Source organism: Neomoorella carbonis (assembly GCF_045278715.1).
Lineage (GTDB): Bacteria > Bacillota > DSM-521 > Neomoorellales > Neomoorellaceae > Neomoorella > Neomoorella carbonis.
The window spans coordinates 1361882-1384471 of record NZ_CP136420.1; the positions used below are offsets into that span (position 1 = coordinate 1361882).

The window sequence follows — 22590 nt, forward strand, 5'->3', positions numbered from 1 at the left end:
TTCCTAAAATAAAACCTTGATTTTATAATTAGAGCCTAATAAGATACTATAGTAAGAGGCACACCTTTACAAGTACGCACATTTTTATTACATAGGCATAAAAAACGTACCATTGATCAAAGGAGGAACTTTTTGGTGGCTAAAATGCAGAACCGAGAAGAAATATGTCCCGTGACAGCTGTACAACGGTTAATTGCAGGTAAATGGAAGATTGTTATTTTATGGCATTTGAGTCATAAAACCCGGAGATTTAACGAGCTGCAAAAGCTCTTGCCAGAAGTATCCCGGGGAGTACTTACGCAACAGCTAAGGGATCTTGAACGGGATGGACTTGTACATAGGGAAGTATATAAGGAAGTACCTCCAAAAGTTGAATATTCCTTAACGGAGATCGGCCAAAGTTTTATACCTGTATTGGATGTTATTGCTAAATGGGGCAAAAACTATATATATAATAAAAAAACAGCCGACAATCTCTGATTACCGGCCATCGGGTTTTTATGAACAAAAATGCGAACTGGTTCATGTTTCGTAAGCGTAAAATAGCCCCCACCTATCACCGAGGTGGGGGCAAAAACAAGCTTAACTATGCATACGGCAAACAGGAGGCAAAGTTTCCGACCAAGGCAGGAGTTGATCCAGGGCATCTTTATCCTGGAGGTCCAGGTTGGGTAATTTTTCAAAGAGGTAAATAAGGTACTGGAAGGGATTTAACTCGTTTTCTTTTGCCGTTTCTATGATGCTATAGGTAATGGCGCTGGCTTTGGCACCCCGCGGGGTGTTGGCAAACAACCAGTTCTTGCGGCCGATGACGAAGGGCTTGATGGAACGTTCACTCCGGTTGTTATCGAGTTCCAAGCGCCCGTCTTGTAAAAAAGCGGTTAGTTTATCCCATTGGCTAAGACAATAGTAAATCGCCTGCCCAAAGGAGCTTTTGGGCAGCACCTGCGCTTTCTGTTTTTTTAGCCACGCCAAAAAGGCGTCCAGCATGGGCCGGCTGCGCACCTGGCGGATTTGATATCGTTCCTCTGGTGGAACTTCTTTCAGGTCACGCTCTATGGCAAAAAGCTGGTTGCAGTACTCCAGCCCCTCCCTGGCAGCCACGGCTGCCGAACGTTTCGCCTCCGGCAGGGCCTTGAGCGCCTCATCGAACTTGCGCCGGGCATGGGCCCAGCAGCCGACCAGGGTGACATCTGGAAGTTCATTGTAGCCGGCATAGCCGTCAACGTGCAAATAACCCTTAAAACCTGACAGGAAGCGGCGGGGGTGTTTGCCGGCCCGGGTGGTCTGGTAGTCGTAAAGGATGATGGGGGGTCCGTCCCGCCCGGTACGGTAAAGCCAAAGATATGATTTGGTGGTAGCTTCCCTCCCGGGTTCCTGCAGCACCTGTAAGGTGGTCTCGTCGGCATGGAGGATATCTCTTTTAAGCAGGTATTCATGGAGGCGGTCATAAATATGGGTTAGCCAGGTGTTGGCTCCATGGAGCACCCAGTTGGCCATTGTCTGCCGGGAAAGGTCTATCCCCAAACCTTTAAACTGCTGCTCCTGGCGGTAGAGGGGTAGGCCTGCCCCGTATTTCTGGGTCATGATGTAGGCCAGGAGGGAGGGAGATAGGGGGCTGCCGGGAAGTACAGGAGCAGGCATGGGTGCCGTGATAACGGGAGTACTTATCTCCTCCTTCTCGCAGCGGCGGCAGGAATAGACGTAGCGCACATGTTTGACCACTTTCACCTGGGCGGGGATTACTTTGAGTTCCTGCCGCACCTCGGTGCTCATTTCATGCAAAGGGCCGCCGCAACACGGGCAGACCCGCTCTTCTTCCGGCAGGCGGTGCTCTATTACTTCTACCGGCAGTTCTTCCAGGTTCATATCCCGGCGGCTGTGTTTTTTGCGGCGCTGGTAGGTGATGGTTTCCAAATCCGGCTCAGGTGCTTCCGGCCGGGCTTCCGCTTCCGCTTCGTTAAAAAGTAAAAGCTGCTCTTCTAAAGGCTTGGTCCGTTCGCTGGAAACACCGAATTGCCGCTTCTTGCTTAAACGAAACTGCTCCATAAACCAGTTTAGCTTGGCGGTTAGTTCGGCATTCTCCCGTTCCAGCTGAACACAGCGCTCTTGCAGCTCTTCTATAGTCATGGCAGCGATAGATTGAGAAGTGTTCATGCATTAATGATTCGACGAATCGCTTCGAATTCCTCTAGAATCAACCATAAACAGAAAATATTTCTTTCTGGTACTTTATATTACAAGATGGTGCGCGCTTTTACCTCGGGATGGGCTTGGGGCTGTTTTAAGGGGAGGCCGTCAAGCAGCCAGCGCAGCTCCCGACGGCTTATGGTGATGGTTGCCGAAGTGGTATCTTGAGGCCATAGGAATTTGCCCTTCTCCAGCCGGCGGTAATAAAGCCAGAAACCGTTGTGCTCCCAGTGGAGGATCTTTAGTTTATCCCTATTGCGGTTACAGAAAACGAAAAGGCAAGAAGAGAAGGGGTCCAGTTCAAACCCTTCCTTGACCAGCACCGCCAGGCCGTCAATGGACTTGCGCAGATCCGTTGCACCGCAGGCGAGATAAACCCGGTCGATGCCTGTTTCGTTTAGCATAAAGCCACCAGCGCCTTAACCACCTGAGAAAGCAAGGCGGGATCAAAGCCGGGCTTTACTTCGATGCTGACCGGTCCTACATTAACCAGTAAAGCGTGGCCCTGTTCTATAGAAGCCTGCTCGGTTATTTTTACCGGCAACCACCGGTTTGAGTTTCCCGGGGAAACCGCATCCTGGTTTTTATACTTCCGCAGCCAGTACCATAATTGCTTGGGGTTAACGTCCTCATGGGAGGAGCACCATTCTTTTACGCTCTGCCCACGTAAGCGTCAAATACAGCCCACCTTGGCACCAATCGCAAGTATAGGGGATAATCCTCTTCAGAACACAAGCTGAGGAGGATTTTTTGTTATGACCAAAGCCGAACGGCAAGCACTATGGGAAACCCGGATAGCCGAATACAAGAAGAGCGGGCAAAGCGTCAGAGAATGGTGCGCTACCCATGAAGACGTTAACCCTAAACAATTATGGTACTGGCTGCGGAAGTATAAGAACCAGGACGTAGTTTACCCGGGAAACTCAAACCGGTGGCTGCCGGTAGAAATAAGGGAGCCATCTTCTGTAAGCGTAAAATAACCCCCGCCTTGCATCTAAGGCGGGGGCTAAAACAAGCTTAATTATTCATTCGACAGACAGGAGGCAAAGAAGCAGACCACGGCAGGAGTTGATCCAGGGCATCTTTGTCCTGGAGGTCCAGGTTGGGAAGTTTTTCGAAGAGGTAAATGAGATATTGGAAGGGATTTAACTCGTTTTCTTTAGCTGTCTCTATGATGCTGTAGGTAATAGCACTGGCTTTGGCACCCCGCGGGGTGTTGGCAAACAACCAGTTCTTGCGGCCGATGACGAACGGCTTGATGGAACGCTCGCTGCGGTTGTTGTCCAGTTCCAAACGCCCGTCTTGCAAGAAGACTACGAGTTTATCCCACTGGCTCAGGCAATAGTAAACTGCCTGGCCAAAGGAACTTTTGGGCAGCACCCGGGATTTCTGGGTTTTTAGCCACGCCAAAAAGGCGTCCAGCACGGGTTTGCTGCGCACCTGGCGGAGATGATGGCGTTCTTCCGGTGTTTTGTCTTTCAACTCGCGCTCTATGGCAAAGAGCCGGTTGCAGTACTCCAGCCCCTCCCGGGCGGCTACTGCTTTGTTGCGTTTATCTTCCGGCAGGGCCTTTAAGGCTTCGTCGAACTTGCGCCGGGCATGGGCCCAGCAGCCGACCAGGGTGACATCCGGAAGCTCATTGTAGCCAGCATAGCCGTCAACGTGTAAATAACCCTTAAAACCCGCTAGAAACCGGCGGGGGTGTTTGCCAGCCCGGGTGGTCTGGTAGTCGTAGAGGATGATTGATGGTCCGTCCCGCCCGGTACGGTAAAGCCAGAGATAAGACTTAGTAGCAGCTTCCCTTCCAGGTTCCTGCAGCACCTGTAAGGTGGTCTCGTCGGCATGGAGGATATCTCTTTTAAGCAGGTATTCATGCAGGCGGTCGTAAATATAGGTTAGCCAGGTGTTGGCTCCATGGAGTACCCAGTTGGCCATTGTTTGCCGGGAAAGGTCTATACCCAAGCCTTTAAACTGCTGCTCCTGGCGGTAGAGGGGTAACCCTGCCCCGTATTTCTGGGTCATGATGTAGGCCAGGAGGGAGGGAGATAGGGGGCTGCCGGGAAGTACAGGAGCAGGCATGGGTGCCGTGACAACGGGAGTGGTTATCTCTTCCCGCTCGCAGCGGCGGCAGGAATAGACGTAGCGTACATGTTTAACTACTTTCACCTGCGCCGGGATAATTTTTAGTTCCTGCCGTATTTCAGTGCTCATCTCATGCAAAGGACCGCCGCAGGCAGGACAGACCCGCTCTTCTTCCGGCAGGCGGTGCTCTACTACTTCTACCGGCAGGTCTTCCAGGTTCATCTCCCGGCGGCTGTGTGTTTTACGGCGCTGGTAGGTGATGGTTTCCAAATCCGGCTCCGGCGCCTCCGGCCGGGCTTCCGCTTCCGCTTCGTTAAAAAGTAAAAGCTGCTCTTCTAAAGGCCTGGTCCGTTCGCTGGAAACACCGAATTGTCGTTTCTTGCTTAAACGAAACTGCTCCATAAACCAGTTTAATTTAGCGGTAAGTTCGGCATTCTGTTGTTCCAGCTGCATACATTGCTCTTCCAGCTGAACACAGCGGCTTTGCAGCTCTTCTATAGTCATGGCAGCGATAGCTTGCAAAGTGTTCATGCATTAATGATTCGACGAATCGCGTCGAATTCCTCTAGAATCAACCACAAACAGAAAATATTTCTTTCTGACGTTTAATATTACAAGATGGTGCGCGCTTTTACCTCGGGATGGGCCTGAGGTTGTTTTAAGGGGAGGCCGTCGAGTAGCCAGCGCAGCTCCCGGCGGCTTATGGTGATGGTTGCCGAAGTGGTATCTTGAGGCCAGGGAAATTTGCCCTTCTCCAGCCGGCGGTAATAAAGCCAGAACCCATTATGCTCCCAGTGGAGGATCTTTAGTTTATCGTGCTTGCGGTTACAGAAAACGAAAAGGCAGGAAGTGAAAGGGTCTAATTCAAACCCTTCCTTGACCAGCACCGCCAGGCCGTCAATGGACTTGCGTAAGTCAGTGGCACCGCAGGCGAGATAAACCCGGTCGATACCTAATTCGTTTAGCATAAAGCCACCAGCACCTTAACCACCTGAGAAAGCAGGGCGGGATCAAAGCCGGGTTTTACTTCGATGCAGGTCTTGCCTATCCTGACCAACAAGGAGTTGCCCTGAACACCAGAAGATGGCTCCCTTATTTCTACCGGCAGCCACCGGTTTGAGTTTCCCGGGTAAACTACGTCCTGGTTCTTATACTTCCGCAGCCAGTACCATAATTGTTTAGGGTTAACGTCTTCATGGGTAGCGCACCATTCTCTGACGCTTTGCCCGCTCTTCTTGTATTCGGCTATCCGGGTTTCCCATAGTGCTTGCCGTTCGGCTTTGGTCATAACAAAAAATCCTCCTCAGCTTGTGTTCTGAAGAGGATTATCCCCTATACTTGCGATTGGTGCCAAGGTGGGCTGTATTTGACGCTTACCTGCCCACTCTTCTTGTATTCAGCTATCCGGGTTTCCCATAGTGCTTGCCGTTCGGCTTTGGTCATAAAAAATCCCCCTCCATTGATGTTCTTGAGGGAGATTATCCTATAAATGTTGCTTTGGTGCTAGGTGGGTTGGGTTTGACGCTTACGGATACCCCACAGCAATACCCGGAGAATATGGCCGCGTTGCCAGTGGGCCATTTCGTGTGCGATTACGGCTTCTACTTCATCGAGGGGATAATCGGCCAGCAGGGTATCATAGGGAACGATGCGTTTGGTAGTTCCCAGGCCGGTGAAATAGGCATTTGTTTATAGGGTCCGGTGGTAGGCATTCATGATCTCACTAACTTATTGCATAATCATTTTCAACCGTCTTCTTTTTTAGTATTAGTTTGGGATAATTTAGAAAAACAATAAGAAACTACTTGCTTCTGTTTCCATCTCGATATAGACACCCTTGCTTTTTGCTATTAGACTGGTGCTACCTCGCCTGCGGTGGACTTTCATCATCAAGTCAACGCTCATGCTGACATAAAGAGGAAATCACATTATTTGGCGGGAGTTCCTTTGTCTTTAGCATAATAGGTTCCTAACTTGCGGTAAAGCCGTGAACGCGGTATTTTTAAAATAGAAGCTGCCTTTCGTTTATTAAAGTGGGTCTTTTCCAGTGTTTTCATGATTATTTCCTGTTCTACCTGCTCCAGAATATTATCTAATCCCATACCTTCAGTTTTTTTAGGCATCTGAACGTTACTTAATATTTCTACCGGTAAATCCTCTAGTTGTATTATTTCGCTCTCTGTTTTAAGAGCTAGCCGATCAATAAGGAAACGTAATTCCCTGATATTACCAGGCCACTGGTAGTCGAGTAAAGCTTTTAAACATTCATCGCTCATGCGACGATAAATCCCTGTTTCATGATAGAGCTTAGATAAAAAATGCTCAATTAACAAGGGGATATCTTCTGGATGTTCTCTCAAGGGAGGTATATTAAGATTAAATACATTCAAACGGTAGTAAAGGTCCTTGCGGAACTTCCCTTCCTTTATTAACTGTTTCAGGTTACAGTTGGTCGCGGCTATTACTCTGACGTCAACAATTTCCGGCCTTGAAGATCCTAATCTTTCAACTTCTCGCTCCTGGAGGACTCGTAAGATTTTGGCCTGCATATTGAGGGGCATGTCGCCTATTTCATCAAGAAAAATTGTGCCACCGTTAGCTAGCTGAAATTTACCTAATCTGCCACCCCGTACGGCACCGGTAAACGCACCTTCTTCATAACCAAAAAGCTCTGCCTCAAGAAGATTCTCCGGAATAGCCGCACAATTTACTGCTATAAATGGTTCTTCTTTACTTTCGCTTTCCATATGGATGGCATGGGCCCATAACTCTTTACCCACTCCCGTCTCACCAGTAATGAGAACATTCATCCTGGTACGGGCAATTTTTTTAACTTGTTGTTTTAGTTGGTGTATAATATTACTTTCCCCTATTATGTCCTGCAGCGTATATTTTGCACATAAAATGTTTTTTAACTCACTCTGGTAAGCACGTAATTTTCCTGCTAGGAGATGATTCTCTTGGACTAGGCGGGCCATATCTTGAATATCTTTAAATAATACCATTCCGAGACAACCAATTACTTTATCATTGTGATAGATTGGGATCCTATGCACCAGCCCTTTACTGTTTCTATATTGGTGCGGGCAGGCAATTTCCGGCTTCCCGGTCTTTAAAACTAGCGGCAGACGAGAACCTTTGATTATTTTTTCCACCGGTTGGTTTATTGCTGTGGCCTGATCTATGCCCAGAAAATTAGCATAGGCCTTGTTTAAAGCAACAACTCTTCCCTCATTATTAATAACCACCATGGGAATCGGAAGATAGTCGGCTATTTCACCCCATGTTTCCAGAGATGGAACAGGTGAGTTTTGCATTATCTCCATAAATCACCATCACCCTACGGGCACTTAGAATTGTGAAATCAATAATTTGATTCTTCGTCTTACAAAATAATCCTTCCTCTAGCTTTCTTCCCAGTGACGTTTAATCATTTGAACAGACTGAACTACCGGTTGCAGGCGGCAACGGTTTTGCCAAAAATACCACTATTTGAAATTACACATTGCTACTCTCCCGATTTTGTAAACCTGAATGACCACCTTTATGCGATAGGCTTAGTTTTTAGCTAGTTCCACCTGACAAAGTCCACTCTCTGCAATACTTAATGGTAAATGTTATTTTTGGGTGTAGTCCAAGTAGATTTCCAACCTGTATCGATATAGGCTCTGACACTAATGTGGTACGCATCCTCGACGTGGACTTCCCCCGGTTAATTGGACACCAACTTAAGCCACTTTTATCAGGTTCTCATAGTTTTTCTCGAATTCTTCCGATGTCTCATACCCAAGGGCTGAATGCAGCCTGAGACGGTTGTAAAAACCTCGATGTACTCAAAGATTTCCACTCTGGCTTCTGCTCGGGTTTTAAAACGGCGATGGTAGACGAATTCCGTCTTCAGTGTCTTGAAGAAGCTTTCCATAGGGGAATTATCCCAACAATCTCCCTTGCGGCTCATGGAACAGATAAAACCATAGTGCCGGAGCAGTTGCTGATAATCGTAGCTCGCATACTGACTGCCGCGGTCGGAATGGATGACCAGCCCCCGGCCGGGACGGCGGTTGGTGATGGCCATATGCAGCGCCTCGATGACCAGTTCCCGGGTCAGATATTTCTGCATCGAATAACCCACAATCCTTTTAGAATGGAGGTCCATGACCGCCGCCAGGTACAGCCAACCCTCATCGGTGTTGATATACGTGATATCCGTTACCCAGCTCGTATTGGGGTTATTAGCAGTAAACTCCCTGTTTAAGATGTTTTCGGCCACCGGTAGGTTGTGCTTGGAGTCGGTGGTCACCTTGAATTTGCGTTTTTGGATAGCCTGGACCCCCGCTTCTCGCATCAGTCGTTCGACCCTCTTTTTACCGCAGTGGATACCCTCCCTGCCCAGTTGCTTATGGATGCGGGGACTACCATACGTTTTCCGGCTCTTGTTGTAGATATTCACGATTTGTTCCTTGATAATTTCATCTTGTATCCTGCGTTGGCTTACGGGCCTTTTTAGCCACCGGTAATATCCTGTCCGGGACACCTTTAAAACTCGGCACATCGTCTCGACACGGAAAGTTCCCGTGTGCTCCCGGATAAACCGATATTTCATTTCGGCATTTTGGAGAAGATGGCCACAGCTTTTTTTAAGATATCCCGTTCCTCCTGGGCTATCGCCAGCTCTTTTTTCAGGCGGCGGTTTTCCTCTTCTAAATCGGTGCCGCGCATCTGTTTTCCTATACCGGGAAAGGCTCGTTCTCCATACTTTACCTGCTCTCTTTGCCACCTGCTGAGCATGCTGCTGTTGATCCCCAGGTCGCGGGCAATCTGGCTGGTAGTTTTACCGCTGGTGCGGCATAGCTCGACGGCATTTCGCTTGAATTCTTCATCATATTTTCGTCTGGAATCCCCCATGGACACAACGCCTCCTTGCTCTGATTATACACTCATAATTTTGAGACATTAAAATTTCCAATTCAAGGTCTTGACATTTTACCACGGGTCTTCTGTGTTTTCTTGTTTGCTCTTTTTTACAAGATTCGATCCAGAGGATGGTAACTCCTTCTGCTTTGTTAAATAATTATTATCCGGTTTCTTGAGAAGCTAAGGCTTTTTGCCCTGAGTTTTTCAGGGGGGACTAGTTAGGGCTAACGAAGGTGTGGTACTCAAACTGGCTGTTGTCCTGAAACCCTAAGCTACAGTCTAACACAAAAAAGAAATCCGCACCCTGGCGGATAGTTGTACTAGGATAACAAATAGATTAGATTATTTTTGTACATCAGTTATGCTTGTAAACTGGTTTGTTGTCCTGCTTTTCTTCCCATGGCTACAGCCAAGCCGATAGCTATTACTAGGCCGATTATACCAATTTCCCACAGCAGGCTATAGCTATGGGTTATATCATATATCCACCCACCAAAATAAATTCCGAAGGCAGCACCGGCAGCGCCCGCTGTGGCCATTATACCGTTAACCGTTCCCAAACTACGCCGGCCAAATAGATCGGCGGCCATGGCGCTAAAAAGACCGTAACAACCCATGTAGGATAGGCCCATTACAACTACAAACAAATAAGTAAGAGTTAAGGTTCTGGCGTTAAGAAGTAGAAGGGAGCCAACTATCTGAAGGATTAAAGAGATGATTAAAGCAGTGCGACGTTGCATGAAATCGGAAATAGATGGCCAGATTAGCATCGATATTACAGCGAGAAACATATTGATTCCGAGAACATTGGTTGCAACATCTTTATTTAAACCGAGGAGGATCAGATGTGGTACCTGGTGTACTTGTTGCATCCAGCCATTACCAGCCATGAAGAAATAGGCCAGGAATAGTCCCCAGGCTTTAGGAGAAGTCAATAACTTTGAGAGGCTCCATTCTTCCTCATTGTCATATACAGTTACTATATTCTTTTTAGCCGTGCCACTGGTGGTTACAGGGCTTGTTTCCCCGTCAGGGAGCATGCCCATTTCCTCTGGTGAAGTACGCATTAAGAAAAATGTGGGGATAATAACTAGTACCCATGAAAGGATAGCCATTATTTTAAATGTGCCCTTCCAACCCATTGTATTAAGCCAATCTTTAGCCAAAAAAGTAAAAATGGCGGTACCAAGGGGTGACCCAACAATAGCCAGAGATAGTGCCCGACCGCGTTTTTTAATAAACCAACGGCTAACAGCCGTTGGACCCGGAATCATTCCCATTCCTGTACCTGCGAGGCCTAACAAAATACCATAATAAATATAAAACTGAAGGGGTGAATTAATAGTTGTGACTAAAATATAGGCTAGCCCGGTTAACAGGCTACCTATGATTAAGGTATTTTTAACCCCCACTTTATCCATCAGTCTACCAACCATAGGAGCGGCTATAGCATAAACCAGCATATTGGCAGAAAGGGCACCGGCAATGGTTGCCCTATTCCAATGCAAATCTTCCAGCATAGCCAGTTGAACTATACCAAAGACACCTTTTGTCCCATAAGTAATGGCAATAGATAGAAAAGCTACCAGGACGATCCACCAACCGTAAAATATCTTAGTTTGCTTCATTATTCATCCCCCCTCAAGTTAGCAATTAAAGGAAGTGCTGCATCCGGTTCATAAGGGGCCAAGAATTCAGCCAAGGCTAGATTATAGGCCTTGGGGTTTTCAATCTTTGTCATATGGGCAGCTTCAGGTATGATTTGCAACTTGGAGCCTTTAATCTCTTTATTTAAAAGTTGAGCGTAATCCAGGGGCGTAGTGGCATCCTTTTCACCCACTAGAATTAGAGTAGGAACCTTTATTTGGGATAAATACTGACGGTAATCAGCTTTTAAAGTTGAGATAGTTGCCTGGCGATATGGAACTGGCCGGTTGAGCTGAAACATTGCAGTTACCTTGGCCAAAGTTTCCGCATCAATATCTGGTCGGCAGGCTGCCCTGGCAATAGCTGCCCCTACTTCTGTCATTGGTAGAGTATCAATGCGTTTCAAACGTTCTTCAAGGCCAGTTGTAGCCATGGGCTCCGGATAAAAACTTGTCGCATCACTGAGAGTTATGCTCAACATTCGTTCTTGATTATGAGCTGCAATTTCCTGGCAGATAAGTCCACCCATGGAATGACCTACAAAATGAGCCTTCTGGATTCCTAATTGATCTAACAGAGCCAAAATATCACTGGCAAATAGAGCCATAGTAATGAATTCATTACCATTTTCACTACGATGATGCCCACGAAGATCCATAGCTATAGTACGGAACGTTTTTTTAAATAATGTTATTTGATTTTCCCACGAATCGGCATTTTCCCCAAGTCCATGGATAAACACAAGTGCCGGACCAGCACCCATGTCCTCATAGTAAAGCTTGATACCGTTTACCTCTGTCAGCATGACCGCAACCTCCTTAAGATGGATTTTATTTATTAGCTTCCTGCAAAACTCCCAAGGTCTTGAAAAACTAGGGATTTTGCCGGCTGCTTAAGCAAGGTTTCCTCCAGCTCGTATCGAAATACTTGGAAGAAATTACACTGGAGTTGCCCCCTGTTGCCCAAATATAAAGCGGCGTTCCCCGGTAGTGCATACATGGTCACAGTAAAAGAACCTAACCCAATAGCTCCTGGTATAAGGCACTTTGGAATACTTACCTCTTTAAATAGAGCCACCGCGAAAGGATAAACAGCAACAAATAAGCTAACTCCTCCGTCGGTCAACACCATACAGGCTCACACCACGGCCAAGATGGCCGTTGCCTTACCGACCACCACCCATAAAATACCTTGGTTGCTTTATTATTCATCCCCCCTCAAGCTAGCAATTAAAGGAATTGCTGCATCCGGTTCATAAGGGGCTAAGAATTCAGCCAAGGCTAGATTATAGACCTTGGGGTTTTCAATCTTTGTCATATGGGCAGCTTCAGGTATGATTTGCAACTTGGAGCCTTTAATCTCTTTATTTAAAAGTTGAGCGTAATCCAGGGGCGTAGTGGCATCCTTTTCACCCACTAGAATTAGAGTAGGAACCTTTATTTGGGATAAATACTGACGGTAATCAGCTTTTAAAGTTGAGATAGTTGCCTGGCGATATGGAACTGGCCGGTTGAGCTGAAACATTGCAGTTACCTTGGCCAAAGTTTCCGCATCAATATCTGGTCGGCAGGCTGCCCTGGCAATAGCTGCCCCTACTTCTGTCATTGGTAGAGTATCAATGCGTTTCAAACGTTCTTCAAGTGCGTTTGTACGCATAGGCTCCGGAAAAAAACTTGCCGTATCACTGAGAGTTATGCTCAACATTCGTTCTTGATTATGAGCTGCAATTTCCTGGCAGATAAGTCCACCCATGGAATGACCTACAAAATGAGCCTTCTGGATTCCTAATTGATCTAACAGAGCTAAAATATCACTGGCAAATAGAGAGATGGTAATGAATTCATTGCCATCTTCACTACGGTAATGCCCACGATGGTCCATAGCTATAGTACGGAACGTTTTTTTAAATAATGTTATTTGACTTTCCCACGAATCGGCATTTTCCCCAAGTCCATGGATAAACACAAGTGCCGGACCAGCACCCATGTCCTCATAGTAAAGCTTGATACCGTTTACCTCTACCAACATTACTATAACCTCCTTAAAATGATTTTTAATTTTTTAGGTTGACTGTTACATTGTCCAAATTTGCGCAAATACTTAGGACCCCTTCAGCCTCCTTTCTAGGGTTAAAATATTTTTTAATAACTGTGGCGGCTACACCTACAACAACTCTATCAAATAGGGCTGTTGCCCGTTTAATAATATCCAGATGGCCATTGGCAATGGGATCAAAGGCTCCCGGACAGATAGCTGTTCGTAGCAACAGCCCTCACCTCTAACCCTTTACCCATAGCGGAAAATGATACCAAACCCGCCCCGCGGATATTGCCAGCTAATAGCCCCGGCCTGGGGACAGATAACCCGGCAGGTACCACACTCAAGGCAGCCTGCATAATCAAAGCTTATTTCCCCATCTTTTAAAGTGTAAAGGCCAGCCGGGCAGGCAAAGGTGCAGGGCTTGCTTTTACAGGAAGAACAAACCTCTTTGTTGAGAACAATATGGGCCTCTTCGTCATCTACCGCGAACTTATTGATCCCCAGCAATTGTTCACTGCTTAACCGTTTCAGAGGGTCCTACCCCCTTTCAAGGCGTCTCCGGCAAGCTGCAGCCAGCCAATCCGGCTCTCTTTGAGCTGGCCCATGAATTTATTTAACAGGTGTACCGGTGCTGTACCATCTACTGTAAACATTTTGCTTACCAGCCCGGTGGCCAGGTCAGGATAGGCCCCGAAAAGCCGCTCATTTTCAAGGAAATGGGGTGCTTGCCGGTAGGCCTCCATATCCCTTAAGACAAAGCTTTGTTTGAGGAAGTCCTCGTAAAGGCGCAGTGTCTGCTGGGAGAAGTCGTTCCTGGCTTTGGCTTCTTTAACTGCCTTGGCCGCAGCTTCCCCGGAGGCGATGGCAAAATCCATGCCCCTGACCTGGTAACCTAGGTTGAGGACAAATCCGGCTGCATCCCCTGTTACCAGGATGCCGTCGCCGTAAAGCCGGGGCATCATTTCCAGGCCGGCTTCGGGTACCAGGTGGGCTGAATACTCTACCACCTGGCCACCTTCCACCAAAGGCGCAATATGGGGATGGGCTTTGAAATCTTCCATCATATCTACCAGCCTGTAACTGCTCCGTTGCAATGCCGCCCCTTTAACTACCAGTCCCAGGGAAATGCTGTTTTTGTTGGTGTACAGGAAACCGCCGCCCTGCATCCCCTTGGTACAGCTGCCGACAAAAAGTTGGGCGACACCATTGTTACCGCTGACCTGGAAACGCTGGCTGATGATCTCGGGAGGTAATTCAATGACTTCTTTTACTCCTGTGGCTACCTGGCGGGGTTCAAGCTCTTTTCGCAAACCGGCTTTTTGGGCCATAAGGGAGTTGACGCCGTCGGCAGCAATAACTACATCGGCCAGCATTTCGTCTTCTCCGGCCCGAACACCTACTACCCGGCCGTTGTCTATCAGGAGATCGTCGACCCGGACGCCGCAGGCCAGGAGAGCGCCGGCTTCCTCCGCCTTCGAAGCCAGCCAGGCATCAAACTCCGCCCGCAGAAGGGTAAAAGAGTGATAAGGTTGGTTGGCCCATTTTTCGTCCTGGCATACTAGCGACACGCTTTTATCTTCGGTCATAAAGGTGATTACTTCTCGCACTACCGGCCTTTCGACAGGGGCTTCCTCCCAAAAATTGGGTATAATCCGGTTAAGGGCATGACTATACATCCGGCCGCCAAACATATTCTTGCTGCCTGGTGTCGGCCCCTTTTCGATGAGGAGCACCTCTAGACCTGCTTGGGCCAGTAAATAGGCGGCTGTGCTCCCCGCCGGACCGGCGCCGATTATAATCGCCGTGAATTTTTCTTCCGCCATGCTCACACCACTCTAACTATTTTTTAGAGCCTTTTTTAGCTCCGCGGTGAGTTTCGGGACAACGTCATATAGATCGCCGACTATGCCATAATCTGCTGCTTCAAATATGGGAGCGTTCTCATCGCGGTTAACGGCGACGATAACCTTGGCGTCGCGGATGCCGCTTACGTGCTGGATCTGTCCGGATATTCCGAGCCCAATATAGAGTGCCGGCTTTACTTTTTGCCCCGATATACCCAGGTACCTGTCTTCCGGCAGCCAGTGCAGTTCTTCGGCGATGGGCCTGGAGCAGCCGATTTCGCCCCCCACGGCTCCGGCCAGTTCCTGCACCAGACGGAGATCCTCCTGTTTTTCCAGTCCCCGCCCAACTGCTACAATGACGTTGGCCTCCGTTATATCTACTGCTTCCTTTACCTTGGGCTTACGGTCGATTACTTTTACGGCACTGGCGCCAGGAGCAGGTAACTCAGTTATCTTGCCCTCCCTACCCTCCTGGGCTGCTGCCTGTTCAAAAGTACGCGGCGGTATGGTTGCCATCTGAGGCCGTGTCGTGCATACTATGGTCTGGACTGCTGCTCCGCCAAACATCATGCGTTCCATTATTAAAGATTTGTTTTCTTTATCCAGCTTCAGAGAGTTGCATTCGCTCCCCAGGCCGGTGTTTAACTGCGCCGCTATGCGCGCCGCCATTTCTTTCCCGCGCCGGGTGGCACAGATAAGAAAGATATCCGGGTCTTCTCTGCGGGCCGCCTCGACCATCACCGGCACATATGCTTCCAGGGGCTGGTCTTCAGCCAGGGGGGAGAGGCTAAACACCTCATCCGCCCCGTGTTTAATATAGTCTTTAGCCGCCTGTTCTCCCCCGGTGGCAAAAGCCACGAGTGCAGTCCCCAGTTCATCGGCCAGGGACCGGCCGATGTTTAATAGCTCCAGTGTTTGTTCCCGTCTTTCGGCGAATACCCATACTCCAGACATTTAAATTACCACTCCTTTAAACAAGTACGCCTTCTTTGATCAGAGCATCAACAACTTTGCGGATGTCCTCGATTTCAGCTCCGTATTTCTCCCGGCGCCTTTCCATTGTTGCTGCTAGAACACTTGTTGTTTTCAAGCAGGGTTCTTTAAGCTGTCCGATATCGGCAAGCCCTATATTCGCTACCGGTTTTTTGGCGGCGCCGAGTACCTGTTTGAGGCTCGGTAACCTGGGCGTATTTATTTCCGGCAGGACGGTCACCAGCGCCGGCATTGGCATGCTCACTACTTCTACACCGTCGTCCAGCTTGCGTTCGGCGATAATTTGATTGTTTTCCAGTGCCAGCTTGTTTACGTAGGTGGCACACGGGATGCCGAGGAGTTCTGCCAGGCGCGGCCCTACCTGCTGGGCGTAAAGATCGCTCGAACCTTCGGCACAGATGATCAGGTCGTATTCAATATGACCCTTAATGGCTGCAGCCAGGATAGCGGCTGTTTGCGACGGCTCTAGTTCGGTGAAACCGGGATCATTGATGAAATAGGCTTTTTCCGGGCCCCGGGAAAGGGCGTCTTTTAAGCTCTGCTTGGCCGCCGGCGGTCCCACCGTCACAGCAACGACACTGCCGCCGTATCGCTCTTGCAGCCGCATCGCTTCTTCAATGGCATTGCGATCATAATCGCTGATTTTATAACCTACCCGGTCAAGGACGAGTTCGCGGGAATTAGGAGCTACCTTAATGTCCGCTTCATCTTTTACCCATTTGAAACAGGAGACAATCCGTGGCATGTCATGATTCTCCTTTGCTTTTTCGATTGACTTGTTAACGGAGCAGATTGCCGGCAATAACCATTCTTTGCACTTCCGACGTGCCTTCGTAAATCTCCGTTATCTTGGCATCGCGCATCAGGCGCTCAACCTTGTATCCTTTGATATAGCCGTAGCCACCGTGAATTTGTACGGCTTTGGAAGTATGGCGTGAGGCTGTTTCCGCCGCAAAGAGCTTGGCCATGGCCGCTTCTTTGGTGTAAGGGAGGCCGTTGTCCTTGCACCAGGCCGCGTAATAAGTCAAAAAGCGCGCCGCCTGGATATCTGTAGCCATATTGGCTATCATCCACTGAATGGCCTGGTTGCTGCAAATAGGCTTGCCAAACTGAACCCTTTCTTTCGAGTATTTAATTGCTTCGTCTAAAGCCGCTTGCGCAATGCCGAGAGCCTGGGCAGCAATGCCAATTCGGCCGCCATCTAACGTCTCCATGGCAATCCGGAAACCTTTACCTTCTTCCCCGAGAAGGTTCTCCTTGGGAATACGGCAATCTTTGAAAATAATCTCTGATGTCTGGGAGGCGCGGATACCCATTTTATTTTCGTGTTTACCGACTTTTAATCCCGGGGCATCTTTGGGTACGATAAAGGCACTTATTCCCCTGGTTCCCTTGGTTTTGTCAGTCTTGGCAAATACGATGAAGATATCGGCTACGGGACCGTTGGTGATAAAGGTTTTGGTACCGTTGATGACATATTCGTTACCGTCCAACACTGCCGTCGTAGTACCTGCTCCTGCATCGGTCCCGGCTCCAGGTTCCGTCAGGCAGAAGGCGCCCAGTTTTTCCCCTTTGCACAAGGGCACCAGATATTTTTGCTTTTGCTCTTCGGTACCGTACTGATAAATGGGACCGCAGGCTAAGGAAGTGTGGGCCGAAAGAATCACTCCCGTCGAGGCGCAAGAACGGGATATTTCTTCTACGGTAATGACATAGCTTAGATAGTCGGCACCGGCGCCGCCGTATTCCTGGGGGTACGGGATGCCCATCCAATCCATTTCCGCTAATTTCGCCACAATTTCGGCCGGATAGCGGCTCTCTTCATCAAGCTCACCGGCAATTGGTTCCAAATATTGCTCGGCGAACTCCCGCACGCTTTTCCGTAACAGTTCCTGTTCTTCCGTTAGTTTGAAATCCATAATGGTATCTCCTTTCTATTTTTTAATATTTTTGGTAACCCATTTTTTGGTAATAAATGTATAATTTAAGGATCAACTTTTTTGACCAGTGCCTGCCCCTTTACAACTACTTCTCCCCGCTGGTTAGTGACAGTGGTCTTCAAAGTAATCAGCTTTTTATCGTCGCGCTTTGATAATACCTCCGCTTCGGCTGTAACGGTGTCACCGATCTTTACCGGCGCTGTAAATTCTAATTCTTGTTTAAGATATATAGTGTTAATACCCGGTAATTGGGTGCCCAGAACCGCTGAAATGAAACCGGCTGTCAAAATCCCGTGTGCTACGCGCTCTTTAAAAAGACTGTTTTTAGCAAATTCAGCATCAACGTGGACCGGGTTAAAATCCCCCGTTATTCCGGCAAAACCATAAACGTCTGCTTCGGTCACCGTTTTACTAAAGGTAGCCTTATCCCCAACTTGGATCTCCTCATACCTACGATTAATCATATCTTGTCCACCTCCAACTATTTTTTGAGAAACAGCGTCAACGACGCTTTCATAGTTTTTCCTTTGCAAAATCCATACCAACTTAAAGATCCGCAGTTGGAGGGATTTTAAGTTCCTTTTATCTCTCTTAGTGTTCAGGATTAGGACATTGATTATCTGAGAAATTATTATTTCTTCGTCAAAAATCAAGGGGTAACTTTCACATGATTCTTTTTAAAACAATGTCCTATAACCAAACACTATCCATAAAGTATTAAATCCCTTTTATCTCAGGAATTTTTACCTGCCATATATTTACTCTACCAAAAACAAGAAGACCCCTAAGGGCATTTTACAACTTTTTTCAATAGATGGCACGTTTCTTGCTTTAACTTTTGGAATAGTGAAGGCCTATAGCGGATGTAGATGAAACATAAACCCATGCTACCAGAAAAGAGTGCAATCTAAGCCTCTACGAATCCTTGCTGGCTATTTTAAAGCATTAGAAATCATTATACGAAAATACCATTTATTTCAATGAAAGGAGTTAATTAAAATGGCACCAAAATTTATGACAGCAGCCGAGGCGGTAAAACTTATCCAGGAGGGTGATGTCATTGCCACGGAAGGTTTTGTGGGCAACCTTTTTCCGGAAGAATTGGCCATTGCCCTGGAAAAAAGGTTCCTTGAAACGGGTAAGCCCCAAAATTTGACCCTTATTTATGCTGCTGGGCAAGGTGATGGGAGCGAAAGGGGCCTCAATCACCTGGCCCACGAAGGGCTAATAAAAAGAGTTATTGGTGGTCACTGGAACCTGGCCCCTAAAATGGTCAAACTTGCCGTTGACAACAAGATCGAGGCCTACAATTTACCGCAGGGCGTTATTTCCCAATTATTTCGGGAAATAGCCGCTGGAAGGCCTGGCGTAATTACCCATGTGGGCTTGAAGACCTTCGTCGACCCCAGGGTTGAGGGCGGCAAGTTGAATATGGTGACCAAGGCGGATCTGGTCGAAGTAATTACCATTGGTGGGAAGGAAAGGCTTTTCTATCCAGCTATGCCTATTAATGTAGCTTTAATCCGGGCAACCAGCGCTGATGAGCTTGGCAACCTCAGCCTGGAAAAGGAAGCTAATAGTTTAGAGGTTCTCTCCATGGCCCAGGCAGCCCATAACAGCGGTGGTATTGTCATTGCCCAAGTAGAACGTGTTGTTGCTGCCGGAAGCCTCGATCCCCGCTTGGTTAAAGTCCCTGGTATCCTGGTCGATGTAGTTGTTGTTGCCAGCCCGGAAAACCATCAACAGACCTTTGGTGAGAGCTATAACCCCGCCTATGTCGGCGAAATCTACCAGCCTTTAACTCAGCTCAGCCCAGCTCCTCTGGATGAGCGCAAAATCATAGCCCGGAGGGCGATATTTGAACTTGCCCCTAATACTGTTGTCAATCTGGGAATTGGCATCCCAGAGGTAATTGCTGCTGTCGCTACGGAAGAAGGTATTAGCCATTATATGACCCTGACCGTCGAGGCCGGTCCTATCGGCGGTGTTCCTGCTGGTGGTTTGAGTTTCGGAGCTGCCACTAACCCTTATTGCATTTTAGACCAACCTTACCAGTTCGATTTTTATGATGGTGGCGGGGTTGATATAGCCTTCCTTGGGATGGCCCAGATGGACAGCAAAGGCAATGTTAATGTCAGCAAATTTGGTCCTCGCATCGCAGGTTGCGGCGGCTTTATCGACATTACCCAAAACGCTAAAAAAGTAATCTTCTGTGGTACCTTCAAAGCAGGGGGCTTAAAAATTAGTATTGAAAACGGGAAACTCAATATTATTCAGGAAGGTAAATTTGCCAAATTGGTACCTGAAGTTGAACAAATCACTTTTAGCGGTGAATATGCGCATCAGCAGGGCCAGAAAGTGTTGTACATTACTGAAAGGGCAGTCTTTGAGCTGGCTCCTGCGGGTGTCGTATTGACAGAAATTGCCCCGGGAGTTGATCTCGAACGCGACGTGCTGCAACAAATGGGATTTAAGCCAATTATTTCACCCTCGTTACACACCATGGACTATAAGATCTTCCTTAGTACGCCCATGGGGTTAAAGGTGCCTGCCTAGGGAGAAACTAGAGTTATCGTGTAGGAGGGAGCGGCTGGCTCCCTCCTTTCACCTATAAAAAACTATGCATCGTAAGCGGACAAAAGCAAAGCCAGGTGAGACAGCCGAACTGGCGGTGTCCTGCGGCGGGACGATGATTTAGTCGCCGTCCAGGATGCCGGCTTCAATCATGCTGTCGCCCGGCTTGCGGCTTTTACTGCCCGCGAGGGTATAGGGATTATCGTGTTGCCCCCCACTTCTCTGCATTCTGGATTCTTTCCAGAGGCGAAGGGTGAGATGCGGTGAGCCATGCGATAAAGGGCGGCGGGGCTATGTCGCCCAGGTTCTTCCGGGCCAGGTCCACCTGCAACCTGATCATGGCCCCGGGGTTACCGGTAAGCTCCAGGGCCACCCGGTCGGCTTCCGTTTCATAACGGCGGGAGATGGCGTTCGGCACCGGTTGGCCCAGGAAGGACACCAGCTGGAGGAAAAGGAGCATGGCAACCAGGAGGTGGGGAGGGTACGGCCCCGGCCGGGCTATTTCGTAGGTAAAGGTTAGTTTCAGGACAGCATATAACAATCCCAGAAGCAAGAAATTAGCCAGGATACCCCACAGCAATCCCCGGAGAATATGGCCGCGCTGCCAGTGGGCCATTTCGTGGGCGATTACGGCTTCTACTTCATCAAGGGGATAATCGGCCAGCAAGGTATCATAAAGAACAATGCGTTTGGTAGTTCCCAGGCCGGTGAAATAGGCATTGGCCTTGGTGGTCCGGCTGCTGGCATCCATTACTAGCACTTCCTTAACTTTCAACCCGGCGCGGCCGGCCAGTTGTGTAACCATAGTTTTAACCGGGCCTTCTGGGATTGGCTGGAAACGGTTAAAAAGAGGGGCGACTAGAAGCGGCCAGAGGAAGGCGGAGATAAAAAGCCAGCCGGACAGGAAGAGGCCGGCGGCGGCCCACCAGGTATGGGGCCAGCGCCCGGTAGCCCAGAAAAGGAGGAGCACCCCGGCTCCGGAAAGGATCAGATCGAGGACGCCACCCTTGAGGTAATCCAGCCACCAGGAAGTTAGGGTTTGGGTGGAGAACCCCCACTGGTGCTGGACGATAAAACTGCCGTAAAAATTAAAGGGTAAAGCCACTGCCTTTACCAGCAACCAGATAAGGACGAAATAGATTACCAGGGCCGGATAATAGCGCCCGCCGGTGACGCGTAAAGCTCCATCCGACCAGGCGGCTGCCCGGGTACTGGCGACCAGCCAGACCAGGAAGGTTATCTGGGCCAGGAAGGCCAGGATACTTACCAGGCGCATGGTCTGCTGGTAATGCCGCGCCTTTTCCACCTCGGCCGGGGTGAAATACTGCCAGGCGGCAGCCGGCACTTTACCCGGAAAGAGGGTGAAAAAGATAAAGGCGAGGCTCAAAACGCCTGCCAGTATTAAAAGGATGGTCCAAACTATGCCGGCTTTAGCCGTCATTAAATTGCCCCCCCTCTACCACCTGCCCTCGATGCTATTTTATTCGTCCCGGGCGGCTCTATTCTCCCGCTTAAATTTTTAGTAAAGGGAGCCGGCTTACCTCTGACCCCTGAGGCTACAGGGTTGCATATCAACAGCGGCCGGCCGTTCAAGACGCCTTTTTATAGCTGTGGGCTGACAACAGGGTCTGCAGGATCATAATATTGGCGCGGGCGTTTTTGCGGATGGCTTCCTGGCCGGCAGGACGCAAATAGTCTAGGGGGTGCAGGTAGGGTTCGCCACAGACGTCGGCCCCGGCCACATTTTTCTGCCGTGTAATTTCCCGCAGTGCAGGTAAAAGCTCCCCAAGGGTCATTGACCCCTGTTCCCAGTTGGTGATCGCCTCCTGCGGGCTTAACACATCTTTATCGATGCTGATATAAACCGTCCCGGCGGTTTTCTTTAATGCCTGCCGGATCATGGATAACCGGGCGCAGGGGAGGTAAACCAACTTGGCCAGGTAATGGGGAGCAATGCCCTGCAGGCTTACTGGCCGGGGGCCGATAATAATGGCTTTTTGCAAAGTTGGCAGCTCCAGAGCCCTGGCGACCCAGGAACCGCAAGAAATAGCCACCCCCTGGGGGGCCTGTTGCAGGTCGATATGGTGATCAAAAAGGATTAACGTAAAGGGGCAGGCTATGGACGCCGCGAGAAGATAAGATACATAGTGAAAATCCCCGCTACCGATAAAGGTAATGCCCCTCTTTCCCTTTCCCAGCCTGGCGGCGACCTGGGCCAGGGCCTCCTGGCCGCAATACAACCTGGTACCCTTGATGTCCCGCAGATCGATTAATTCATAGGGAAAACGCCGCAATTCTTCCTGTCGGGTTAAAGTATCATCGAAATTCAGCAAGGTAATAACCTTAGATCCTATAAACATAAAAAG

General features: G+C 48.8%; 21 protein-coding genes and 4 pseudogenes. 3 read left to right on the forward strand and 22 right to left on the reverse strand.

Annotated elements, in window-relative coordinates; translation table 11 throughout:
• The first annotated feature begins 135 nt into the window (after window positions 1-135).
• Window positions 136-480 carry a winged helix-turn-helix transcriptional regulator gene (locus MCACP_RS07010; protein WP_406678615.1) on the forward strand — a complete coding sequence of 115 codons (345 nt, stop codon included), beginning with the start codon at window positions 136-138 and terminating at the stop codon, window positions 478-480.
• A gap of 102 nt (window positions 481-582) precedes the next feature.
• Here the strand turns inward: MCACP_RS07010 and tnpC (MCACP_RS07015) are convergent, their stop codons facing one another.
• The 3 genes and pseudogenes from tnpC (MCACP_RS07015) to tnpA (MCACP_RS07025) form a co-directional block, all read right to left on the reverse strand.
• Entirely contained in the window at window positions 583-2157 is a 1575-nt protein-coding gene (tnpC, locus tag MCACP_RS07015; protein ID WP_406676602.1) for an IS66 family transposase, read from the reverse strand.
• A gap of 80 nt (window positions 2158-2237) precedes the next feature.
• Entirely contained in the window at window positions 2238-2594 is a 357-nt protein-coding gene (gene tnpB, locus MCACP_RS07020; RefSeq protein WP_406676603.1) for an IS66 family insertion sequence element accessory protein TnpB, read from the reverse strand.
• A pseudogene (tnpA, locus tag MCACP_RS07025) lies at window positions 2588-2842 on the reverse strand (IS66 family insertion sequence element accessory protein TnpA); the annotation flags it as partial. The gene tnpB (MCACP_RS07020) and the pseudogene tnpA (MCACP_RS07025), both read right to left, overlap by 7 nt.
• Window positions 2843-2945: 103 nt before the next feature.
• Here tnpA (MCACP_RS07025) and tnpA (MCACP_RS07030) point away from each other — a divergent pair.
• The gene (gene tnpA, locus MCACP_RS07030; protein WP_406678616.1) at window positions 2946-3170 is read left to right on the forward strand and encodes an IS66 family insertion sequence element accessory protein TnpA; all 225 of its coding nucleotides are present in this window, start codon (window positions 2946-2948) and stop codon (window positions 3168-3170) included.
• Window positions 3171-3207: 37 nt separating this feature from the next.
• Here tnpA (MCACP_RS07030) and tnpC (MCACP_RS07035) read toward each other — a convergent pair whose 3' ends face one another.
• The 17 genes and pseudogenes from tnpC (MCACP_RS07035) to MCACP_RS07115 all read right to left on the reverse strand — a co-directional run bounded on the left by tnpC (MCACP_RS07035) (window position 3208) and on the right by MCACP_RS07115 (window position 18114).
• The gene (tnpC, locus tag MCACP_RS07035) at window positions 3208-4803 is read right to left on the reverse strand and encodes an IS66 family transposase (protein WP_406678617.1); all 1596 of its coding nucleotides are present in this window, start codon (window positions 4801-4803) and stop codon (window positions 3208-3210) included.
• A gap of 80 nt (window positions 4804-4883) precedes the next feature.
• Entirely contained in the window at window positions 4884-5240 is a 357-nt protein-coding gene (gene tnpB / locus MCACP_RS07040; RefSeq protein WP_406678618.1) for an IS66 family insertion sequence element accessory protein TnpB, read from the reverse strand.
• Window positions 5234-5560, reverse strand: a complete 327-nt coding sequence (gene tnpA / locus MCACP_RS07045; RefSeq protein WP_062286247.1) for an IS66 family insertion sequence element accessory protein TnpA — start codon at window positions 5558-5560, stop codon at window positions 5234-5236. Before tnpA (MCACP_RS07045) ends, tnpB (MCACP_RS07040) begins: the two co-directional genes overlap by 7 nt.
• 242 nt (window positions 5561-5802) lie before the next feature.
• A pseudogene (locus MCACP_RS07050) lies at window positions 5803-5958 on the reverse strand (M48 family metalloprotease); the annotation flags it as partial.
• Window positions 5959-6200: 242 nt separating this feature from the next.
• Window positions 6201-7598 carry a sigma-54 interaction domain-containing protein gene (locus MCACP_RS07055; RefSeq protein ID WP_406678619.1) on the reverse strand — a complete coding sequence of 466 codons (1398 nt, stop codon included), beginning with the start codon at window positions 7596-7598 and terminating at the stop codon, window positions 6201-6203.
• Window positions 7599-8000: 402 nt separating this feature from the next.
• Window positions 8001-9177 (reverse strand): annotated as a pseudogene (locus tag MCACP_RS07060) (IS3 family transposase).
• Between the two features lie 368 nt (window positions 9178-9545).
• On the reverse strand, window positions 9546-10814 hold the full coding sequence (locus MCACP_RS07065; RefSeq protein ID WP_406678620.1) for an MFS transporter: 1269 nt from the start codon (window positions 10812-10814) through the stop codon (window positions 9546-9548).
• Complete coding sequence (locus tag MCACP_RS07070) at window positions 10814-11638, reverse strand: alpha/beta fold hydrolase (RefSeq protein ID WP_406678621.1); 825 nt, start codon at window positions 11636-11638, stop codon at window positions 10814-10816. Before MCACP_RS07070 ends, MCACP_RS07065 begins: the two co-directional genes overlap by 1 nt.
• A gap of 164 nt (window positions 11639-11802) precedes the next feature.
• Window positions 11803-12006: pseudogene (locus MCACP_RS07075) on the reverse strand (GntP family permease); the annotation flags it as partial.
• Between the two features lie 30 nt (window positions 12007-12036).
• Window positions 12037-12861: an alpha/beta fold hydrolase gene (locus MCACP_RS07080; protein ID WP_406678622.1), complete on the reverse strand. Its 825-nt coding sequence runs from the start codon at window positions 12859-12861 to the stop codon at window positions 12037-12039.
• Between the two features lie 25 nt (window positions 12862-12886).
• Window positions 12887-13099, reverse strand: a complete 213-nt coding sequence (locus MCACP_RS07085) for an adenylyltransferase/cytidyltransferase family protein (protein WP_406678623.1) — start codon at window positions 13097-13099, stop codon at window positions 12887-12889.
• A gap of 20 nt (window positions 13100-13119) precedes the next feature.
• A complete protein-coding gene (locus tag MCACP_RS07090) occupies window positions 13120-13404 on the reverse strand; it encodes a ferredoxin family protein (protein ID WP_406678707.1) in 285 nt (94 codons plus the stop codon).
• Window positions 13401-14696 (reverse strand): FAD-dependent oxidoreductase, encoded by a 1296-nt coding sequence (locus MCACP_RS07095; protein WP_406678624.1) that lies wholly within the window; start codon window positions 14694-14696, stop codon window positions 13401-13403. The genes MCACP_RS07090 and MCACP_RS07095 overlap by 4 nt, the downstream gene beginning before the upstream one ends.
• A 12-nt stretch (window positions 14697-14708) precedes the next feature.
• The gene (locus MCACP_RS07100) at window positions 14709-15671 is read right to left on the reverse strand and encodes an electron transfer flavoprotein subunit alpha/FixB family protein (protein WP_406678625.1); all 963 of its coding nucleotides are present in this window, start codon (window positions 15669-15671) and stop codon (window positions 14709-14711) included.
• A gap of 16 nt (window positions 15672-15687) precedes the next feature.
• Window positions 15688-16455 carry an electron transfer flavoprotein subunit beta/FixA family protein gene (locus tag MCACP_RS07105; RefSeq protein WP_406678626.1) on the reverse strand — a complete coding sequence of 256 codons (768 nt, stop codon included), beginning with the start codon at window positions 16453-16455 and terminating at the stop codon, window positions 15688-15690.
• 34 nt (window positions 16456-16489) lie between these two features.
• Window positions 16490-17629 carry an acyl-CoA dehydrogenase gene (locus MCACP_RS07110; protein WP_406678627.1) on the reverse strand — a complete coding sequence of 380 codons (1140 nt, stop codon included), beginning with the start codon at window positions 17627-17629 and terminating at the stop codon, window positions 16490-16492.
• Between the two features lie 65 nt (window positions 17630-17694).
• Complete coding sequence (locus MCACP_RS07115) at window positions 17695-18114, reverse strand: MaoC family dehydratase (RefSeq protein WP_406678708.1); 420 nt, start codon at window positions 18112-18114, stop codon at window positions 17695-17697.
• Window positions 18115-18649: 535 nt separating this feature from the next.
• Here MCACP_RS07115 and MCACP_RS07120 point away from each other — a divergent pair.
• Window positions 18650-20206: an acyl CoA:acetate/3-ketoacid CoA transferase gene (locus MCACP_RS07120; protein WP_406678628.1), complete on the forward strand. Its 1557-nt coding sequence runs from the start codon at window positions 18650-18652 to the stop codon at window positions 20204-20206.
• 217 nt (window positions 20207-20423) lie between these two features.
• On the opposite strand, the gene MCACP_RS07125 is transcribed toward MCACP_RS07120, so the two are convergent.
• Complete coding sequence (locus MCACP_RS07125) at window positions 20424-21665, reverse strand: M48 family metallopeptidase (protein WP_406678629.1); 1242 nt, start codon at window positions 21663-21665, stop codon at window positions 20424-20426.
• Window positions 21666-21813: 148 nt separating this feature from the next.
• The gene (locus MCACP_RS07130; RefSeq protein WP_406678630.1) at window positions 21814-22584 is read right to left on the reverse strand and encodes an arginase family protein; all 771 of its coding nucleotides are present in this window, start codon (window positions 22582-22584) and stop codon (window positions 21814-21816) included.
• Between the last annotated feature and the right edge of the window lie 6 nt (window positions 22585-22590).

Excerpts from the sequence above, each read along its gene's own strand:
- tnpC (WP_406676602.1), bottom strand. The coding sequence starts at position 2,157 with ATGAACACTTCTCAATCTATCGCTGCCATGACTATAGAAGAGCTGCAA.
- MCACP_RS07115 (WP_406678708.1), bottom strand. The coding sequence starts at position 18,114 with ATGATTAATCGTAGGTATGAGGAGATCCAAGTTGGGGATAAGGCTACC.
- MCACP_RS07070 (WP_406678621.1), bottom strand. The coding sequence starts at position 11,638 with ATGCTGACAGAGGTAAACGGTATCAAGCTTTACTATGAGGACATGGGT.
- tnpA (WP_062286247.1), bottom strand. The coding sequence starts at position 5,560 with ATGACCAAAGCCGAACGGCAAGCACTATGGGAAACCCGGATAGCCGAA.
- tnpC (WP_406678617.1), bottom strand. The coding sequence starts at position 4,803 with ATGAACACTTTGCAAGCTATCGCTGCCATGACTATAGAAGAGCTGCAA.
- MCACP_RS07095 (WP_406678624.1), bottom strand. The coding sequence starts at position 14,696 with ATGGCGGAAGAAAAATTCACGGCGATTATAATCGGCGCCGGTCCGGCG.
- MCACP_RS07105 (WP_406678626.1), bottom strand. The coding sequence starts at position 16,455 with ATGCCACGGATTGTCTCCTGTTTCAAATGGGTAAAAGATGAAGCGGAC.
- MCACP_RS07125 (WP_406678629.1), bottom strand. The coding sequence starts at position 21,665 with ATGACGGCTAAAGCCGGCATAGTTTGGACCATCCTTTTAATACTGGCA.
- MCACP_RS07120 (WP_406678628.1), top strand. The coding sequence starts at position 18,650 with ATGGCACCAAAATTTATGACAGCAGCCGAGGCGGTAAAACTTATCCAG.
- tnpB (WP_406678618.1), bottom strand. The coding sequence starts at position 5,240 with ATGCTAAACGAATTAGGTATCGACCGGGTTTATCTCGCCTGCGGTGCC.
- tnpA (WP_406678616.1), top strand. The coding sequence starts at position 2,946 with ATGACCAAAGCCGAACGGCAAGCACTATGGGAAACCCGGATAGCCGAA.
- MCACP_RS07080 (WP_406678622.1), bottom strand. The coding sequence starts at position 12,861 with ATGTTGGTAGAGGTAAACGGTATCAAGCTTTACTATGAGGACATGGGT.
- MCACP_RS07110 (WP_406678627.1), bottom strand. The coding sequence starts at position 17,629 with ATGGATTTCAAACTAACGGAAGAACAGGAACTGTTACGGAAAAGCGTG.
- MCACP_RS07100 (WP_406678625.1), bottom strand. The coding sequence starts at position 15,671 with ATGTCTGGAGTATGGGTATTCGCCGAAAGACGGGAACAAACACTGGAG.
- MCACP_RS07055 (WP_406678619.1), bottom strand. The coding sequence starts at position 7,598 with ATGGAGATAATGCAAAACTCACCTGTTCCATCTCTGGAAACATGGGGT.
- MCACP_RS07065 (WP_406678620.1), bottom strand. The coding sequence starts at position 10,814 with ATGAAGCAAACTAAGATATTTTACGGTTGGTGGATCGTCCTGGTAGCT.
- MCACP_RS07130 (WP_406678630.1), bottom strand. The coding sequence starts at position 22,584 with ATGTTTATAGGATCTAAGGTTATTACCTTGCTGAATTTCGATGATACT.
- tnpB (WP_406676603.1), bottom strand. The coding sequence starts at position 2,594 with ATGCTAAACGAAACAGGCATCGACCGGGTTTATCTCGCCTGCGGTGCA.